This window comes from Plantibacter sp. H53, assembly GCF_001650455.1.
Classification (GTDB): Bacteria; Actinomycetota; Actinomycetes; order Actinomycetales; family Microbacteriaceae; genus Plantibacter; species Plantibacter flavus_A.
Window position 1 is genome coordinate 15,121 of the sequence record NZ_LWCT01000019.1, and the last position, 18,557, is coordinate 33,677.

Sequence of the window (18,557 nt, forward strand, 5' to 3'; positions counted from 1 at the left end):
CTCTGGAGACCCGCGCTCACGTCCATGCCCCGCGGTGACGTCAGCGCACCGCGCTGGCATCACCCGAAGGGACGGATCAGACTCGGAGGTCGAGCCAGGCGACCTGCTCCGGGGTCAGCTTCAGGGACAGGGCGTCGGTCGACGAACGCGTCTCCTCGATGGACCGCGGCCCGATGAGGGCGAAGGTCGGGAAGTCCTGCGCCAGCACGTAGGCCAGGGCGATCGCGGTCGGCGCGACACCCAGCTCGGTGCCGAGCTGACGGGCACGGGCCAAGCGCTCGAAGTTGTCGTCGCTGTAGTAGCAGCGCACGAGATCCGGGTCCGACAGGTCCTCGGGCTCGGCACGCCCGGTGAAGAAGCCGCGCGCCTGCGACGACCACGGCAGCAGCGGCGTCTTCGTCTCCTCGAGCCAGGCGCGGCTCGTCGGATCCGTCACCTCCACGCACCCGGCCCACGGTACGTCGAGTGCGCGGGCGAGACCGAAGTGGTTGCTCAGCGCCGCGAAGCCCCGCTTCCCGTTCGCCGCCGCATAGGCGTTCGCCTCCTCGAACCGCTCGATCGACCAGTTGGAGCCACCGAACGCACGGATGCGACCGGCCTCGGCGTGCTCGTTCAGCACGTCGACGAACTCGCCCACCGGCACCTCGACGTTGTCGCGGTGCATCAGGTACAGGTCGAGGTGGTCGGTGCCGAGCCGGTCGAGGCTCTCGAACAGCTGACGCGAGATCGACTCCGGGTCGCAGTACGGCGTGTGTGCACCCTTGCCGATCACCACGACGTCGTCCCGGAGGCCACGGTTGGCGAGCCAGCGTCCGAGCAGCTGTTCCTGCAGGCCGTCGCCGTACAGCCAGGCCGTGTCGAAGGCGTTGCCGCCGCGCTCGAAGAAGTCGTCGAACATCGCCGACGCGTGCGACAGGGTCTGCTGGTTGTCGACACCCATCACGAGCCGGGAGATGTCGTGGTCGATGCCCGCGATGCGGCCGGTCGGCATCGGGAGTTCGGCGCGCACGGCGAGCGGCCGGCCGGAACCGGTCGGGATGTCGGTGTCGATCGACTCGAACGGGTACTCGAGGCCGACCGCCTCGCGCCAGCGGTCGAGGGTCGCCGCGTTGCCGAGCGAGTCCGCCCAGCGCATCTGCGGTGCCTGACCGGCGTCGGCGAACGCAGCGACCGCGTCGGCCTGGATCGCGTACTGCGGCGCCCCGGGGATGTGGATCGACTCCGTGCCCGAGATGGTGCGGACCTCGATCGTCGACCCGTCCTCGACCGACGGCAACCACGGGTCGGACACGATGATCTGGCCCGTCGAACCCGTGACGACGACGCGGTTGTCGTCCTGCATGCGCACGCCGCTCGTGACGTGCGCCGTGATGCCTGACGGGAACACGAGCGACGCGCTGGCCCACTCGTCGACGCCGGTCGAGCCGATGGTGCCGTTCCCGGTGACCTCCGTCGGGTCGGCGAACGGTGCACCCACGGCGGCACCGGCGACGAGCCTCGCGATGGAGACCGGGTAGCCACCGACGTCGAGGATCCCGCCGCCCGCCAGCTCCGGGTTCATGAGTCGGTGCTCGGCCGGGAGGTCCGCGGCGAACGCGAACGACGCCTCGATGTGCTCGACCTCGCCGATGGCGCCGGACGACACGAGTTCGACGAGCTTGGCGGTCTGCGGGTGGAAGCGGTACATGAACGCCTCGGCGAGGTACACGCCGGCACGACGGGCGGCCTCGATCGCGAGCATCGCACCGGCGCGGTTGACCGAGAGCGGCTTCTCGCTGACGATGTGCTTGCCCGCTTCCGCCGCTTCGATCACCAGCCGGACGTGTTCCGTGTGCGGGGTCGCGATGTAGACCGCGTCGACGCCGGGGTCGGCCAGCAACTCGGCGACGGAGCCGTACCCGCGGACGGGAGCCGTGCCGTCCCCGAAGCGCTCGCCGAACTCCTCGGCACGCGACGCGTCGCGACTGGCGACGGCGGCGAGTCGACCGGTGCGACTCGCGTGCAGCTCGGTCGCGAACCGTTCGGCGATCGTTCCGGGTCCGATGATGCCCCAGGCGACGTGTTCCATATGGTGGTGCTCCTCAACGTTGATCGGCGGTGCGATGGTCTGTGGTGAACGTCACCGTGAACGTTCACGGTGTGAGCGTATCAGTACGATGTGACCATGACCAGGCCCCGCGACGATCACGCTCCAGCGCGAGCGACGATCATCGACGTCGCCCGGGTCGCCGGTGTCTCCCGCCAGACCGTGACCCGAGCGCTCAACGGGATGCGCGACGTCAGCGACGCCACCAGGCAACGGGTCGTCGAGGTCGCAGCCTCGCTCAACTACCGACCGAACCGCGCTGCGCAGCACCTGGTGAGCGGCCGGACGACGACGCTCGGACTGGTCGTCGACGACCTGCGGAACCCCTACTACCCGGAGCTCGCGGCCGCCCTCGTGCAGCAGGCCGCAGAGCGCGGATGGACCGTGTTGGTCGCCGAGGTCGGGGGAGCGGCGAACGCATCGGGCGACCGACCCGCCGCAGCGGATCGCGGACCGGACCTCCCCGACGCGGAACGTGCGCAGCTCGCCGAACTCGCGCGGCAGGTCGATGCGGTCGTCGGGCGCAACGGCGCCGACCACGGAGCACTCCAGGGCGCCTTCGCCACCATCCCGTTCGTCTCCCTCGGCGACCATCGGCCAGAGGAGTCCGAGGCCGGAGCGGACCCGTCCGACGCCCAGCCCGCGCTGCAGGTGGCGGGCGTCGACATCGACTTCGAGGACGGCATCCGACAGGCGCTCGCCCACTTCGTCGCGACCGGGCGCCGGTCGATCGCCATGATCGACGCCTCGGCGGAACCGTCCGGACGTCGTCTCGCGTACCGCGCGTTCCTCAAGGAACACGGCCTGCCGTGGTCGGAGGCGTCGGAGACCTGGGCGGAGGACACCCACCAGGGCGGGGTCTCGGCCGCCCTGCGGTGCCGCGCCGCGATGCCCGACGTCGACGCCGTACTCGTCTTCAACGACGTCATGGCGGTCGGCGTGCTCAAGGGCCTCGCCCGTGCCGGGGTCGGCGTGCCGGAGGACGTCGCCGTCATCGGCATCGACGGACTCGACCTCGGTCGCTTCGTCACCCCTGAGCTGACTAGCGTCGCCGTCGACAAGGGTGACATCGCACGGCACAGCCTGGAGTTGCTCGACGGCATGATGTCCGGCACGCTCCCGCTTTCGGGGCCGTCCGTCCGACGCTCGGTGGGTGTCTCGCTCGTCGTCCGCGAGTCCGCCTGAGCTGATCCACTGAGCCACTCCGCCTCAGCCGCACCGGCCCCGTCGTCCGGACGGTCGCGGACGACACGGCAGACTGGTCACATGTCTGAACTCCTCGCCCTCTGTCGCGTCGAAGCCCTCCGGGTGGACGACGGGTCGATCGGTGTCACCGCGATCGACAAGCGCCCGGTCGACGAGCCGCTGCACGTGCGGCCGATGGGGCTCTACGGCGACGTGCAGGCCGATCGCAAACACCACGGCGGCCTGACGAAGGCGCTCTACGCCTACGCCGAGGAGGACGCGCGGTTCTGGGAGGGCGAGCTCGGTCGGGAGATCACGCCGGGGCTGTTCGGGGAGAACCTCCGTACGCAGGGGCTCGACGTGAACGGTGCCGAGATCGGTGAACGCTGGCGGATCGGCGACACCCTCGTCGTCGAGGTGACCTGTCCGCGCACCCCGTGCGGCACCTTCCAGCGGCGCCTGGGCGAGCCACGGTGGGTGAAGCGCTTCGCCGACGCCGCACGGCCCGGCGCCTACCTCAAGGTGGTCAAGAGCGGGACGGTGCAGGCGGGCGACCCGATCGAGATCGTCCGACAGCCCGGCCACGGCGTGACCATCGCCTCCTGGTTCGCCGCGGCGGACGAGGCGCAGGCCGTCACCCTCGAGCAGTCGGAGCGGTCCGGCGCCGTGGTGCTGGCCCCCGAGATCCATGAGTCGATCAAGCAGCTCCGCCGCAAGCCGACCGTCTGAGCTTCGCCGTCGCGTCCTCGCACCTGTGCGACCGCTGAGTGCAAGCCCCGCCCGGAACAGTCCGGAAGCGGACGCTGTTGCATACCATGGAGCCGAAGACCGGAGCACGCGGGGACCCCGCACGGTGCTCGGCACGAAGGAGGAGTCACGATGAGTGCAGCAGACGAGCAGAGCACGACGACCGAGCGCGCGGTGCTGGCCGGCGGATGCTTCTGGGGCATGGAGGACCTCGTCCGGAAGATGCCGGGCGTGAAGTCGACGCGCGTGGGCTACAGCGGTGGCGATGTCGCCAACGCGACCTACCGCAACCACGGCACCCACGCGGAGGCCCTCGAGGTCGTCTTCGACCCGAGCAAGCTGTCCTTCCGCGAGCTGTTGGAGTTCTTCTTCCAGATCCACGACCCGTCGACCAAGAACCGCCAGGGCAACGACGTCGGCCTGAGCTACCGCTCGGCGATCTTCTTCACCTCGCCCGAGCAGGAGCGCGTCGCGCGCGACACGATCGCCGACGTCGACGCCTCAGGGCTCTGGCCCGGCAAGGTCGTCACCGAGGTCGAGCCGGTCTCCGAGTTCTGGGAGGCCGAGCCGGAGCACCAGGACTACCTGGAGCGCATCCCGTGGGGCTATACCTGCCACTTCGTGCGCCCGGGCTGGAAGCTCCCGCGCCGCGCCGAGGTCGCGGAGCAGGCCACCGCGTAAGTATCTTCGCAGCGCCCGTCACCTCGGTGTCGGGCGCTGTGCTGTGCGTGGACCGGCGGGCTCAGACCGGCAGACTCAGACGCCGTCGGCGCGCGAGGAGTTGACGGCGTCCGAGGCCAGTCGTGGCGCGAATCGCGGGTCGAACTGCAGCGGTGGATCGTCGGGTGACGCGAGCGACGGTTTGCCGAGGCGAACCCACTCGAGGTACTGGAGGTAGGGGTCGGACCCGGCATCGACCGGCGCATCGACGATGCGCTTGCGTCCCCACGGCCACTTCCACCCCACGATCAGCATCCTACGGACGGTTCCTGAGGATCCGCGGACCATCACGGCACGATCTCGCAACGATGCCATCGCCTCGTGCTCGTTTCGTCGGACGGATAGGGGAGTTGTCCATCCCGCGGCCGTGCTGTCATGATGAAGCACGGCGGTGATAGCTAGACAGTCGAGATACTTCGACGGTTGTCCGGACCCGGTCGTCGCACCCGCCGAGAGAGGTCGTTCCATGGGCTCCACCGGTAGCGAGACGTCTGAACTCCGCCGTGCGTGGGTGGAGCAGCTCACGGCAGACCGCTTCGGCGTCTTCGTGGGCGACCGGCGCGTCGGGTTCATCGACGTGGACTGGCCACTGCACGTGGCCCTGCGCGGAACCGACTACGAGACGGCGGTCGAGGTCGATCGCGCGATCCGGTTCGATCAGGCGCTGCGTGCCGTCCTCGCCGCCTGAGTGGCCTCCGGTGTCCGGCGGCTATGATCGCAGCACGATTCGGGTGGACGATAGTCGTTCGGGCCCGCGAGGCGGAGGGGGACTGGCATGACCGACTCCTTCAGTGCCGAGCCGTGGGCATCCGGCCTCCCGGTCCTCGAGCTGCCGATGTTCCCACTCGGCTCCGTGCTGTTCCCACACATGCCGCTCGCCCTGCGGCTCTTCGAGGAGCGCTACCTCACCATGTTGGCGCACCTGCTCGAGGCCGAGGACCCGGCGTTCGGCGTCGTGCTCATCGAGCGTGGCCGTGAGACGGGAGGCGGTGAGCACCGCTTCCGCACCGGGACCGTGGCGGAGATCGTCGAGGTCGACGGCGGCGAGGGCTTCGTTGCGGTGATCGCCGAGGGCGGTCAGCGCTTCGAGGTGACCGACTGGCTGCCGGACGACCCGTATCCACGCGCTGAGATCCGAACGCTCGACGACCTGGAGTGGGACGCGCGCTGGGAGCCGCTGCGGGATGAGACCGAGGCGGCGGTGCGGCGTTCGCTCGCGGTGGCCAGCGAGTTCAGTGAGCAGCAGTGGGCCTCGGTCGTGGAGCTCGCCGACGACCCGCTGGAGTCGTCCTGGCAGCTGGCGGGCATCGCGCCGGTGAGCGAGATCGACCAGATGCGGTTCCTGTCGGCCGGTTCGCTCGAAGAGCTGCTGGTCGGCGTGCGCGATCGCGCCACCGAGGCCGGCGAGGCCTTCATCGCGGGTGGCATCGCCGACGCGGACGACGAGGACTGGGACATCCTCGGCGACTGAGCCCCGACGCCGCGCCTCGACAGGCTCGGTGACCGGAGTGGTCGTGACCGGGTGCACTCGGTGACCGGTTGGATTCGGTCCCCGGAAGCTCGCCTCCCGCTCCACCATTCACTGACCCTCCCCTCCGCCGGTCACTGAGCTTCCCTTCCGCCGGTCACTGAGCCTGTCGAAGTGCCCTTGCGCATTCGTGGAAACGCTTTACTATTTCCTATAGGATCTTTTTGACCGGGAGCACCAGCCCCGAGCAGTCCCTGAGCGCAATGGAGCATCATGACGGATACGACCGCGACCGCGTCGACCCCCCGATGGACCGCCGACACCTGGCCCATCGCCACCTGCCTGCACGGCATCCCACCCGTCGACCGCAACGGCGTCTCCCTGCACGACGCGGAACCCGAAGCGTGGGACGACCTCTTCGCGCAGGTCGCCGGCGTCGGGTTCACCCTCGCCGAACTGCCCGACAGCCATGTCCGGCCCGCCGACCTCGAACCGTCTCGTCGCGACGAGTTCCTCGCCATCGCGAAGTCGCACGGCGTCGGCGTCCCGTCCGTCCACCTGCAGCGGCAGAGCGTGATCATGCCGGGCCACGAGGAGCGCAACCTCGAGTACGCGCACCGCACGATCGACGCCGCGGCGGAGTGGGGGATGCAGGTCTTCTCCACCGGCCTGCACCAACCGTTCAACGACGCGCAGCGCAAGGCGCTGTGGTTCTGGACCGCGCAGGGCCCGAAGGACCCCGACGACCCCGAGGTCTGGAACGCCGCCGTCAGCCGCATCCGCGAGCTCGGCAAGCACGCGGCCGACGTGGGCCTGCCGCTCGCACTCGAGCTCTACGAGGACACCTACCTCGGCACCGCCGACAGCGCGGTCCGGTTCGTGGAGGAGGTCGGGCTCGACAACGTCGGCCTGAACCCCGACGTCGCGAACCTCATCCGCCTGCACCGCCCGGTGGAGGACTGGCGCGAGCTGTTCGCCAAGACCCTGCCCTACGCCAACTACATGCACGTGAAGAACTACACCCGCGACGAGGCGGCCGACGGCAGCTGGGCGACGTCCGTGCCCTCCACCATGGAGGCCGGGCTCATCAACTACCGCCAGGTCTTCCGCGACGCCGTCGAGCTCGGCTTCAACGGCATCATCCTGGCCGAGCACTACGGCGGCGACAGCCTCGGCATGTGCTCCACCAACCAGAAGTACATCAGGACCCTGCTGCCGCAGGCCTGATCCAGACGACCACAGGAGAGCCTCATCATGACCACACACACCATCGCCGTCGTCGGATCGGGGTACATGGGCGGCGGCATCGCCCAGGTGCTCGCGCTGTCCGGCGCCACCGTCCGCATCGCCGACATCTCCGAGGAGATCGCGCGCAAGAACTACGACCGCCTCATCGCCGAGGCCGAGCAGTTCGTCGCCGACGGACTCTTCCCGGCCGATGCCGTGGAGCGGATCCGCGCCAACGTCTCGCCCGCCGCGTCCATCGAGGAGGCGGTCACCGGAGCCGACTTCATCGAGGAGGCCGTCCCCGAGAAGATCGAGATCAAGCACGAGACCCTCCGTCGCATCAGCGCCGCAGCCTCACCCGACGCCATCATCGGCTCGAACACCTCGACCATCCTCATCGGTTCACTCGCCGAGGCCGTCACGAACCCGGAGCGGTTCCTCGGCGTCCACTTCTCGAACCCTGCCCCGTTCATCCCCGGCGTCGAACTCATCCCGCACGAGACCACAGCCGATGCGGCGATCGCCACCGTCGAGGAGATCGTCGCGGCGACCGGCAAGGAGACCGCCCGCGTCAAAGACGCCACGGGCTTCGTGCTCAACCGCCTGCAGTACGCGCTGTTCCACGAGGCGACGCAGCTCGTCGAGGAGGGCGTCGCGACGCCCGAGGACATCGACACGATCGTCCGCACCACCTTCGGCTTCCGGCTCCCCGTCTTCGGTCCCTTCGCGATCGCCGACATGGCCGGACTCGACGTGTACTCGTTCTGCTACGCCTCGCTCCAGACCCGGTGGCCCGAGCGGTTCGCCACACCGGACTCCCTCAAGGAGCTCGTCGACGCCGGCAAGTTCGGCACCAAGTCGGGTGCCGGCTACCTCGACGTCCCGGCCGACCGCACCCCCGAGCTGATCGCTTACCGCAACAAGGCGTACGTCGCGATCAAGCGGCTCATGGACGAGCTCGGCCCCGCACCCATCAACTGAGCGCGGCGCCGACCGAACGCAACGTCCGACTCGATCGGACACCGACTTCACCACTCCCACGCAGAAAGGCCGGCCATGACCGCCACCACCTTCCCCGAATCCAAGACCGTCGTCCTCACCGGCGCAGCCTCCCCGCGCGGCATCGGTCGCGCCTCAGCCCATCACCTCGCCGAACTCGGCTGGAACATCGGGATCATCGATCTCGACGAGGCTGCGGCGCAGGCGGTCGCCGCCGAGATCGCGGAGCAGCACGGGGTGCAGGCGGCCGGCGCCGGCGCGAACGTCGCCGACGAGGCGCAGGTGCGTGCCGCGTTCGACGCGCTCGAGGCCGCCCTCCCACAGCTCGTCGCCCTCGTGAACCTCGCGGGCGTCGCCTCACCGGTGCCCTACCTCGAGGTGAGCGCCGACGAGTGGCAGCGCGTCATCGACATCAACCTCAACGGCGTCCACTACACGACCCGCCGTGCGGTCGAGTCGATGGTGTCGAACGGCGTCGGTCGTGTCGTCAGCCTGTCGTCCGTCTCCGCCCAGCGTGGCGGCGGCACCTTCAGCAAGACGGCCTACTCAGCGGCGAAGGCCGGCGTGATCGGCTTCACCCGCAGCGTCGCCCGCGAGCTCGGCCACGACGGCATCACGGTCAACGCCATCTCGCCCGGACCCATCGACACCGACATCATGGGCGGCACCCTCACCGAGGAGCGCAAGACGGCCATGGCCGCCGACGGCGTCCTGCCGCGCATCGGCACCCCGCGCGACATCGCGGCCGCCATCGCCTACCTCATCAGTGAGGACGCCGGCTTCGTCACCGGTCAGACGCTGAACGTCGACGGCGGCCTCTACATGCACTGATCCACCACACGCACCACGAGCGAACGGAGCAGCACCATGCAGCACCTCACCGGTCAGTGGACCAAATCCCGGTTGATCTTCCTCGGTCTCGGCGTCGTCTTCGTCGGCATCGGCCTCTGGATGATCATCCCCTCGATGGTCTCCTGACCACCGCCAGCAGCAGCAGTAACGCCAGTAGCACCCACCCGCACCAGTCATCTCAAAGTAGAGTGTCTTGTCCACACCCAATCCGCCGGCGATCGGATCGACCAACGATCCGGCGCTGAAGTCGGCGATCCGCAAGGCGTCGAAGCACCTCATGCCGATGCTCGTCATCCTGTACTTCGTCGCGTTCCTGGACCGCACGAACGTCGGCTTCGCCGAGGAGGCGCTCAGCGTCGACCGCGGCATCTCGAACGGTGCCTTCGCCCTCGGTGCCGGCATCTTCTTCATCGGCTACGCGATCTTCGAGATCCCGAGCAACCTGCTGCTGAAGAAGTTCGGCGCCCGGTTCTGGCTCGCCCGCATCGCAGTGACCTGGGGCATCGTCGCCGCCCTGTTCGCCTTCACGACGAACGACACGATGTTCATCGTCCTGCGCTTCCTGCTCGGCGTGACCGAGGCCGGGCTCTTCCCCGGCGTCATCATGTTCCTGTCGGAGTGGTTCCCGAACAAGGTCCGCGTCCAGATGTTCTCGATCTTCTATCTGGCACAGCCCTTCTCGCAGATGCTCGGCGCGCCGCTGAGCGGTGGCCTCATCAGCTTCGGTGACGCCCTGACCCCGTGGCACGGCTGGCAGGTGATGTTCTTCGCCGAGGGCATGCTCGCGGTCCTCGCCGGTTTCGCCGCGCTCTACTTCCTCACCAACTCGCCGCAACAGGCGAAATGGCTGGACCAACAGGAGAAGGACTCGTTGACGGCCGCGATGGAACGCGAGGACACCGTCCGGCAGTCGGACGGCCCGACCGGTATCGCGAAGGCGATGACGAGTTGGAAGGTGTGGTACTTCACCATCATCTACTTCTGCCTGCAGATCGCGGTGTACGGCACGACGTTCTACCTCCCGCAGCAAGTGTCGAACCTCATCGGCCAGGACGTCGGCTGGCAGGTCGGTCTCGTGGCGGCCATCCCGTGGCTCGTGGGTCTGTTCGCCTGCTACTACGTGGGGCGGAACGCGAACACGGTCGTCCGGCGCCGCACCTGGGGCACGTGGTTCTACATCTCCACCGGCGTGTTCATCCTGGCCTCGGCCTGGGCGGGTGCGAACAACCAGCCGATCCTCGGCATCCTGTTCATCACCATCGCGGTGGCGAGCTTCCTCTCGGTCGGGCCGATCACGTGGGCCTACCCGACGGCGTTCCTCACCGGAACGGCTGCGGCGGCGGGCATCGGCCTGATCAACTCGCTCGGTAACCTCGGCGGCTTCGTCGCCCCGATCATGCGCACCGGGATCAACGAGAGCGTGCCGACCGACAGCGGCGTGTGGGGCGTGGTCTCGCTCGGCGTGTTCGCCTTCCTCGCGGCCGCGATGCTCTACTGCACCCGGTTCTTCCGGGGGGCGAAGGCGGACGAGCTGCTCGAGACGACGGCGACCCGCACGGCGCACTAGTCACGACGCAACTCCCGGACGGGGTCGATCGCTCAGGCGGTCGGCCCCGTTCTGCGCCCTTCGACAGGCTCAGGGACCGGAGGAGGGCGGCTCAGTGCTCGGCGTCGGTGCGAGCGCGGGTGCGCACGAGCTCGATGTGCGAGCGCATGGCCGCCGCGGCGGCCTCGGAGCCGTCGGAGAACGCATCGAGGATGGCTCGGTGCTCGACGACGGCCTGGTCGGCGTCGGTGACACCCGTCTCGACCGTCTGGCGCATGCGGTGAACGCGGGTGGAGATGCCCTCGGACATGTCGAGGAGGAAGGGGTTGCGGGTGCCCTCGAAGATGAGGTGGTGGAAGTTCCAGTCCACCGCGAAGTACTCGCGGAGGAGTGCGACGGGGATCTCGCCGGCCGACGCCGCGGCGCGCACCCTGGCGGTCATCTCGACGTGCTGCGCGAGGGCGACCTCGAGGGCCGGGACGAGCTCGTCGGCGTGGGCGGCGGCCAGCGCGGTGGCGCCGCTCTCGAGCACGATGCGGGCGTCGAACAGCGACTCGAGCTGGTCGTCGGCGAGCGGCGGTGCCACCCGGTAGCCCTTGTGGGTGACGCGGGTGACGAGCCCGGTGCGTTCCAACTGGACGAGTGCCTCACGGACGGGCGTGGGTGAGACGTCGAGGTCGCGGGCGATGGCGTCGATGGACAGCCGGGCGCCCGGTTCGATGCCGGAGCTGAGCAGCATGTCGAGCACCAGCTCGTAGACGCGGTCGCGCAGACCACGGCGCTCGAGCGAGGAGGAGGCGCCGAGCGGGAACACGGCATCAACCACGGCAGGCTCCGAAGGGTGTGCTCGAGGCGTCGTCACGGAGGGGGACCTCCGGTCGAGCGGCCGCGATGATCGTCGATGACCAGTTTACGGGGCCTCCGGCTGTCATCGCGGCAGGTCGGAGCCCGCGCGGTCGAGACCGGCCACCTCGTCGAGCACCAGCGCGAGGGCTGCCGGATCGTGGGCGAAGCGGCCGAGGAAGACCCCGTCGACCGCGTCGCCGATCGTGGTGAGCAGGCCGGGTCCGGCGCTCCCGCCGTAGATGACGGCCGAGGAGGTGTCGACCACACCCCTCGTGTCGAGGACGTCGAGGTGACCACGCAGCCGGAGGCACACCGCGCGGATGTGGGCTGGACTCGCGGCCTCGGAGGCACCGATGGCCCAGTGCGGTTCGTAGGCGACGATGACGCGGCCCACGAACCCGGCGGCGACCGCCCCCGCCAGGGCGTCGTCGAGCTGTGCGACGCACTCCACGGCCGCCGTCTCGGCGTCTCCGCGCTCGGCCTCTCCGATGCACAGCACCGGCGCGAGCCCGTTGCGGAGCGCGGCGGTCGTCTTCGCGCGGACGACGTCGGGCGTTTCGCCGAACAGTCGGCGTCGCTCCGCGTGTCCGACCTCGACGACCTCGCAGCCGACCTCGCGGAGCTCCGCACCGCTCACCTCGCCGGTGAACGCCCCGGTGTCCTCGGTCGCGAGGTCCTGAGCCCCCACGGACGCGACGCCGTGGAGCCGCTCGACCGCCCCGGTCACCGAGAGGTATCCGGGGATGACGAACAGCTCAGCCGCGCCGGATCGGAGTGCGTGGTGCTCGGCCGACACCCCCGCGACGACCGAGCACCAGTCGAGCGTCTGCGCGTGCCCGAAGTACATCTTCAGGCTCACGCCGACGAGTCTGGGACGCCCTGACATCAGGACGCTTCGTATGCGCTGATCTCCTGCACCTTGTCGTTCGACGCGCTCGACGCGTCGAACTCGTAGGTGAGCCACTCGCGCACGTTGCGGCGGGCGAGTTCGATGCCGACGACGCGCTGGCCCATGCAGAGCACCTGGGCGTCGTTCGACAGCACCCCGCGTTCGACGGAGAATCCGTCGTGCGCGGTGACGGCTCGGATGCCCTGGACCTTGTTCGCCGCGATCGCGACACCGAGGCCCGTGCCGCAGATGAGCAGCGCGCGGTCGGCCTCGCCGCGGGCGACGATCTCGGCCGCGGTCACCGCGACGGTCGGGTAGTTGGTGTGGCCGTCGGCGTCGACCCCGACGTCGATCACGGAGGCGACCAGATCGCTCGCCTCGAGGTCGCGCTTGAGGATCTCCTTGTAGTCGTAACCGGCGTCATCGGAGCCGATGACGATTCGCCAGGTGCGGGTCATGGTGTGCCTTTCGTTGTTGGAGCGGGGCCCGTCGACAGGCTCAGGGACCGGTGCAGGGGTAGCTTCAGGGAGCGGGTTGTGTGTCGGTGGATCGGGCGTCAGCGCTCGGCGAGGAGGGTGCCGACACGCTCGACGATGAGGGCGAGCGAGACGGCTCCGGGGTCCTCGACACCGACGGCCTTCGAGCCGTGCGAGCGGGCGCGGCCCATGCCGGGCATGAGAGCGGCCGTCTCGTGGGCCGCGGTGGTGGCCGCTGCCGCCGCCGTGGTCCAGGCGGTGGAGAGGTCGTCGCCGGCGGCGACGCGCTCGGCCAGCGTGTCGGCGAACGGGACCAGGGCGTCGACGAGCGTCTTGTCGCCGACGGACGCCTTGCCGTAGCGCATGACGGCGTCCTTGGCGGCGGTCACGCCCTCGCTCACAGCGGTGGCGGTCGGGCGCTCGGCGTCGCCGAGGCGCTCGCCGAGGGTGCGGAGCATGACGCCCCACAGTGCACCCGAGGTGCCACCGGCGCGGTCGGACCAGGCGTCGCCCGCGCGGTCGAGGAGGGTCGCCACGCCGGCACCGGCCTCGCGCAGTCGCCCGGCCTCGGCGGCGGCGGCGGTCGCCCCGCGGTCCATGCCGATGCCGTGGTCGCCGTCGCCGACGATGGCGTCGAGGCGTCCCAGCTCGTCCGCGTGCTCCGCGAGGAGTTCGTGGATCGCGGTGATCGCGTCGGCGACGACCGCCGCCGACTCCTGGGACTCGGGCGAGGCGTCCGGGACCTGGAAGGCGACGTCCTCGGTGTCGTCGGCGGCCACGGTCTCGAGCGCGCCGGTGTCGACGGCACCCGTGCGGAACGCGGGCGTGTCCGCAGCGGCACTCCACAGTCGCTCCAGCTCCTCGTCCACCCAGAGCAGGGTGAGCGAGACGCCGGCCATGTCGAAGCTCGTGCAGAACTCCCCGACCTGCGGGTCGACGAGGGTGATCCCGGCGTCCTCCAGCAGGGAGGCGATGCGGTCGTAGACGACGAACAGCTCTTCGGACTTCACGGAGCCGAGGCCGTTGAGGATCGGGACGACACGCGCTCCCTTCGGGGTGACGCCCTCCGGGATCTCGGCCTCGGCCAGGAGGTGGTGCACGAACAGCTCCGCCAGTTCGTCCGCGGAGGGGATGTCGGTCTCGTCGATGCCGGGCTCGCCGTGGATGCCGAGCCCGACGGCCATGCGTCCCTCCGGCACGGAGAACAGCGGTTCGTCGGCACCGGGCAGCGTGCACCCGGAGAACGCGACACCCATCGAACGGGTCCGGGCATTGGCCAGGACCGCCACGCGCTCGACGTCGTCGATGGAGTACCCACCAGCGGCAGCGCCGCCCGCGACCTTGAAGACGGTGAGGTCGCCCGCGATCCCGCGTCGCTTCTCGAGTTCGGTGGGCGGTGCGCTGAAGATGTCGTCGGTCACGGTGACGGTGCGGCAGTCGATGCCGTCGGCACGCACGGCGTCCTGGGCGGCGGTGAAGTGCAGGACGTCGCCGGCGTAGTTGCCGTAGCTGAGGAGGACACCCCGTCCCTGCTCGCTCGCGCGGACGACGCTCTCCACCTGGTGCGCGGACGGCGAGGCGAAGAGGTTGCCCATGGCCGCGCCGTGGGCGAGTCCTGGGCCGACGAGGCCGGCGAAGGCGGGGTAGTGGCCGGATCCGCCACCGATCACGAGGGCGACCTCCGGTTCCGCGGACTTCGTGGAGCGCGACACCCCGCCGGAGACCTTGCGTACCCAGCGTCCGTTGGCGCGGACGAAGCCGTCCACCATCTCATCCGCGAAGTCGGCCGGTCGGTTCCAGAGCCTGGTCATCTGCATCTCCTCGTCATCGAGTCCGTCGATCCGGCGCAAGCCGGCACATCGCGATAATCCTATAGGATATTGGAACCGACCGGAACCCTGGGCTGCGCACAACTCAGGAGACCGCAGGCGGGTCGGCACCGTCAGGCGGCGGCCGGAGACGACGCGCCGGGGAGCACCTGAGTTGTGGACGTGTGACTCGAGGGGCACACGTCGCCGGCGTCCCGACGGCTGAACCTGCCGAGGCTCGAGTGGGGGAGACTCGGCCCCGGCAGGTTCGGCGATCGGGACGCCGGCGATCAGCGACGCGTGGCGGTCGACTCCGTGTGCGCGGATTCGACGCGTTCCGCACGGCGTGCCGCGAGGAGCGAGGGCGTGATCGCGAAGGTGATGCTCGATGAGCGGCGCGGAGCGGTCGCCCGCAGGAAGCCGAGCCGCTCGGCCAGGGCGATGGACCTGGTGTTCTCCGGCTCGATGACCGCCGTCACGGTCTTCGCCCCGACCTCGCGGAACGCCAGGTCGATCATGGCGGCCGAGGCCTCGCTCGCGAGACCGCGTCCGCCGACGGCGGGGTCGAGGACCCATCCGATCTCGACCGAGCGCTCGGCGGGCTGGACGTCGCGGAGGTGCAGGGAGACGTCGCCGACGAGCCGTCCGTCGTGCTCGACGGCCAGGGCGAGGAAGTCGCCCGACTGCCAGAGGCGGCTGTGCCGGACGCGGTGGCGCAGGTGCTCGCGGGACGCCTCCCGGTCGCGGACGGGCCACGGCAGGTGCTCGACGACCTCGGGCGTGGACTGGATGCGGTACCAGGCCTCGGCGTCCTCCAACCGGTGGCGACGCAGGACGAGGCGGCCGGTGCTGATCGGGTGCGCGTCGACCGGAGCCTCGATCCGCGGCCCGCGGAGGAAGCGAGGACGTGAGACGCCTGCCGGGAACAGGGGACGCAGAGCCCGGACCGCGGCGGCGAGGCCGCTCCGGATCCGGTCCGCGGGCTCGGCCGTCGCTCCGGCCGTCCGGCGACGGCGGGGGGCGAACGACGTGCCCAGGGGCTCTGCTCGGGTCATGCCCTCCACGGTAGGCACCGCACCCATGGGCTCGGCCTGAAAAGATATGAGGCCTCTATGAATCGCCCGTCGCTCCCGCGCCTCGCAGCTCGACGACGGATAATCGACCCATGCCCTCCGACCTGCCAACGCAGATCGTCGACTCGGGGCGCCGCCGGGCGGTCCTCGCCAAGCTACCGCGGATGTACCGGGCCGACGGTTCACCCATCCGCGTCCTCCTCGTCGACGACGAAGCGGTCCTGACCGACCTCGTGAGCCTGGCCCTCGGCTATGAGGGGTGGGTCGTGGACGTCGCCACCAACGGTCGCGAGGCTGTCCAGCGCTACCGCACGGAACGTCCGGACGTCGTCGTCCTCGACATCATGCTGCCCGACATGGACGGGCTGAGCGTCCTCCGCCAGCTCCGCAGCTTCTCGCAGGGGGAGCCGGAATCGGGCACCCCGACCCTGTTCCTCACCGCACGCGACTCGGTGGACGACCGCATCATGGGACTCACCGCGGGCGGCGACGACTACATGACGAAGCCGTTCTCGCTCGAGGAGCTCGTGGCCCGCCTCCGTGGTCTCCTCCGCCGCACCGCGCACGTCGTGTCCGACGACGACTCCCGCATCACGATCGGCGGGCTCTTCCTCGACGAGCGCAGCTACGAGGTCAGCCGCGACGGCGAGCCGGTGGCGCTCACGACGACGGAGTTCGAGCTGCTCCGCTACTTCATGCGCAACCCGAAGCGCGTGCTGAGTCGCGCCCAGATCCTCGACCGCGTGTGGAACTACGACTTCGCCGGCAAGGCGAGCATCGTCGACCTCTACGTCTCCTATCTCCGCAAGAAGATCGACGCCGACCGGGCGCCGATGATCCACACCGTCCGCGGTGTCGGATACGTGCTGCGGCCGGTCGAATGAGCACCGCTTCGGTTCCGACTGCGGGGGTGCCGACGCCTCGGGCGGACCGGCGGCACCCGTGGACGCTCCAGCGACGGCTGGTGACGGGCATCGCCGCGGTCATCGCCGCGGTCCTCGCGGTGTCGGGCATCCTCACGATCGTCACGGTCGAAGCGTCGGTCACCGCCGTCGTCGACACCCAGCTCACGGGATCGATGGAGGCCTTCGAACACTCCGTGGTGAAGTTCCACGATCAGCAGGCCGGTGGGGGAGCCGTGGTGGACCCCGATGCCACCCGCGGCGAGCCCGGTTACGTCAAGCCGTTCGTGGACTACGTCGGCCATGGTCCCGGCACGCTCATCGCGCTCGTCGCTGACGGTGCGGTCGTCGACTCCGCGCGCTTCACCCAGTCCAACGCGACGGCGCTCGACGTGCGGACGAAGGCGCTCATCGAGGAGGCCGTCACGGCCGACGGCTCCGAGCGACAGAACATCGAGTTGGGATCGCTCGGCGGGTACCGGCTCGAGTTCCTCGACCACGGCGACGGCGAGACCCTCGTGGCCGGCGTCTCGCTCGCCACCCCGCGAGCGGCCGTGCAGCAGGAGGCGATCGTCATCGCGATCCTCGCCGTGCTCGCGCTCGCGGTCACCATCATCGGGGCGATCATCGTGGTACGCCTCGGGCTCCGACCATTGTCCCGCGTGGCCGCCGCCGCCGAGGAGGTGTCCACGCTGCAACTCGAGCGCGGTGACACCGGGATCGACGTGCGGGTCGATCAGGCCGACACCGACCCTCGGACGGAGATCGGCAAGGTCGGCGAGGCGCTCAACGGCCTCATCGACCACGTCGACCGCGCACTCGCCGTCCGAGCCGCGACCGACAAGCGCATGCGTCGGTTCGTCACCGACGCGAGCCACGAACTCCGGACGCCGCTCGCCGCGATCCAGGGCTACGCCGAGCTCACCCGTCAGGACAGTGAGAGTCTCCCGCCCATGACGGAGCACGCGCTCGCCCGCATCGAGTCGGAGGCGACCCGGATGAGTTCGCTCGTCAGCGAGTTGCTCCTGTTGGCGCGTCTCGACGAGGGCCAGGACCTGCACCTCGACGACGTCGACCTGAGCGACCTCGTCGCCGCCGCCGTGAGCGACGCGGCGGTCTCGGCGCCGGCGCACCACTGGTCGGTCGACGTGCCGGAGCGCGCGATCGTCGTGCGCGGCGACCGCGAGCGCCTGCATCAGCTCGTCGTGAACCTGCTGTCGAACGCCGCCGTGCACACCCCGGCCGGCACCTCCGTGGTCACCCGCATCAGCGCACCGAAGAGTCCCGACGAGCCGCAGCGCGCCTCGCTGACGATCGCCGACGACGGACCCGGCATCGACGAGGCCTTCCTCCCCGAACTCTTCGACCGGTTCGCCCGGGCCGACTCGTCGCGCTCGCGTGCGGCCGGCAGCACGGGCCTCGGGCTGGCGATCGCCCTGTCGATCGCCGAGGGCCACGAGGGCTCGATCGAGGTCGCCTCGTCCTCCGCCGGCACGACGTTCACGGTGACGCTGCCGTGGTCGGGTCCGTCCGAGGAGCACCCCGCGGTCCGCCCGGCGGCCGACGGCACCGGCTCGCTGCCGGAGACGGTCACCTCGACGCGAGGCTGATCGCACGACCGCGGTCGTCGAGTTCCATCCGGTCACCGAGCGCGATCCGCTCACCGAGCTTGTCGAGGTGCCCTTCGACAGGCTCAGGGACCGGAAGGGGTGGCTCAGGGACCGGACCGGGAG

At 70.0% G+C, this 18,557-nt stretch carries 18 protein-coding genes; 11 read left to right on the forward strand and 7 right to left on the reverse strand.

Features of this window, described 5'->3' with window-relative positions:
- Positions 1 to 76: 76 nt before the first annotated feature.
- Complete coding sequence (locus tag A4X17_RS10780; protein WP_064295674.1) at positions 77 to 2,068, reverse strand: aldo/keto reductase; 1,992 nt, start codon at positions 2,066 to 2,068, stop codon at positions 77 to 79.
- 96 nt (positions 2,069 to 2,164) lie between these two features.
- Here A4X17_RS10780 and A4X17_RS10785 point away from each other — a divergent pair, with 96 nt between their 5' ends.
- The 3 genes from A4X17_RS10785 to msrA all read left to right on the forward strand — a co-directional run bounded on the left by A4X17_RS10785 (position 2,165) and on the right by msrA (position 4,699).
- The gene (locus A4X17_RS10785) at positions 2,165 to 3,271 is read left to right on the forward strand and encodes a LacI family DNA-binding transcriptional regulator (RefSeq protein ID WP_064295675.1); all 1,107 of its coding nucleotides are present in this window, start codon (positions 2,165 to 2,167) and stop codon (positions 3,269 to 3,271) included.
- 81 nt (positions 3,272 to 3,352) lie between these two features.
- The gene (locus A4X17_RS10790; protein WP_064295676.1) at positions 3,353 to 4,000 is read left to right on the forward strand and encodes an MOSC domain-containing protein; all 648 of its coding nucleotides are present in this window, start codon (positions 3,353 to 3,355) and stop codon (positions 3,998 to 4,000) included.
- A 150-nt stretch (positions 4,001 to 4,150) separates the two neighbouring features.
- A complete protein-coding gene (gene msrA / locus A4X17_RS10795; protein WP_064295677.1) occupies positions 4,151 to 4,699 on the forward strand; it encodes a peptide-methionine (S)-S-oxide reductase MsrA in 549 nt (182 codons plus the stop codon).
- Between the two features lie 75 nt (positions 4,700 to 4,774).
- On the opposite strand, the gene A4X17_RS10800 is transcribed toward msrA, so the two are convergent.
- Positions 4,775 to 4,984: a hypothetical protein gene (locus A4X17_RS10800; RefSeq protein ID WP_124767435.1), complete on the reverse strand. Its 210-nt coding sequence runs from the start codon at positions 4,982 to 4,984 to the stop codon at positions 4,775 to 4,777.
- Positions 4,985 to 5,204: 220 nt separating this feature from the next.
- On the opposite strand from A4X17_RS10800, the gene A4X17_RS10805 reads away from it, so the two are divergent.
- The 6 genes from A4X17_RS10805 to A4X17_RS10830 all read left to right on the forward strand — a co-directional run bounded on the left by A4X17_RS10805 (position 5,205) and on the right by A4X17_RS10830 (position 10,851).
- Complete coding sequence (locus tag A4X17_RS10805; RefSeq protein ID WP_064295679.1) at positions 5,205 to 5,426, forward strand: hypothetical protein; 222 nt, start codon at positions 5,205 to 5,207, stop codon at positions 5,424 to 5,426.
- An 87-nt stretch (positions 5,427 to 5,513) separates the two neighbouring features.
- A complete protein-coding gene (locus A4X17_RS10810; protein ID WP_231884359.1) occupies positions 5,514 to 6,209 on the forward strand; it encodes an LON peptidase substrate-binding domain-containing protein in 696 nt (231 codons plus the stop codon).
- 270 nt (positions 6,210 to 6,479) lie between these two features.
- A complete protein-coding gene (locus A4X17_RS10815; protein ID WP_064295680.1) occupies positions 6,480 to 7,433 on the forward strand; it encodes a sugar phosphate isomerase/epimerase in 954 nt (317 codons plus the stop codon).
- Between the two features lie 27 nt (positions 7,434 to 7,460).
- Positions 7,461 to 8,414, forward strand: coding sequence for a 3-hydroxyacyl-CoA dehydrogenase family protein (locus tag A4X17_RS10820; RefSeq protein ID WP_064295681.1), 954 nt, complete (start codon positions 7,461 to 7,463; stop codon positions 8,412 to 8,414).
- A 75-nt stretch (positions 8,415 to 8,489) separates the two neighbouring features.
- Positions 8,490 to 9,263, forward strand: coding sequence for an SDR family NAD(P)-dependent oxidoreductase (locus A4X17_RS10825; protein ID WP_064295682.1), 774 nt, complete (start codon positions 8,490 to 8,492; stop codon positions 9,261 to 9,263).
- Between the two features lie 214 nt (positions 9,264 to 9,477).
- A complete protein-coding gene (locus A4X17_RS10830; RefSeq protein WP_064295683.1) occupies positions 9,478 to 10,851 on the forward strand; it encodes an MFS transporter in 1,374 nt (457 codons plus the stop codon).
- Positions 10,852 to 10,942: 91 nt separating this feature from the next.
- Here A4X17_RS10830 and A4X17_RS10835 read toward each other — a convergent pair whose 3' ends face one another.
- The 5 genes from A4X17_RS10835 to A4X17_RS10855 form a co-directional block, all read right to left on the reverse strand.
- Entirely contained in the window at positions 10,943 to 11,656 is a 714-nt protein-coding gene (locus A4X17_RS10835; RefSeq protein WP_231884360.1) for a GntR family transcriptional regulator, read from the reverse strand.
- 102 nt (positions 11,657 to 11,758) lie between these two features.
- The gene (locus tag A4X17_RS10840) at positions 11,759 to 12,535 is read right to left on the reverse strand and encodes a triose-phosphate isomerase (RefSeq protein WP_369808456.1); all 777 of its coding nucleotides are present in this window, start codon (positions 12,533 to 12,535) and stop codon (positions 11,759 to 11,761) included.
- Positions 12,536 to 12,561: 26 nt separating this feature from the next.
- Entirely contained in the window at positions 12,562 to 13,023 is a 462-nt protein-coding gene (locus A4X17_RS10845) for a ribose-5-phosphate isomerase (RefSeq protein WP_064295686.1), read from the reverse strand.
- A gap of 98 nt (positions 13,024 to 13,121) precedes the next feature.
- Positions 13,122 to 14,852, reverse strand: coding sequence for a dihydroxyacetone kinase family protein (locus A4X17_RS10850; protein ID WP_064295695.1), 1,731 nt, complete (start codon positions 14,850 to 14,852; stop codon positions 13,122 to 13,124).
- Positions 14,853 to 15,139: 287 nt separating this feature from the next.
- A complete protein-coding gene (locus tag A4X17_RS10855; protein ID WP_064295687.1) occupies positions 15,140 to 15,904 on the reverse strand; it encodes a GNAT family N-acetyltransferase in 765 nt (254 codons plus the stop codon).
- 110 nt (positions 15,905 to 16,014) lie between these two features.
- Between A4X17_RS10855 and A4X17_RS10860 the strand changes: the two genes are divergently transcribed.
- Together A4X17_RS10860 and A4X17_RS10865 are read left to right on the forward strand one after the other, a co-directional pair.
- Positions 16,015 to 16,806, forward strand: coding sequence for a response regulator transcription factor (locus tag A4X17_RS10860; RefSeq protein WP_064295688.1), 792 nt, complete (start codon positions 16,015 to 16,017; stop codon positions 16,804 to 16,806).
- Between the two features lie 80 nt (positions 16,807 to 16,886).
- A complete protein-coding gene (locus A4X17_RS10865) occupies positions 16,887 to 18,434 on the forward strand; it encodes a cell wall metabolism sensor histidine kinase WalK (RefSeq protein ID WP_197479060.1) in 1,548 nt (515 codons plus the stop codon).
- Positions 18,435 to 18,557: the final 123 nt, after the last annotated feature.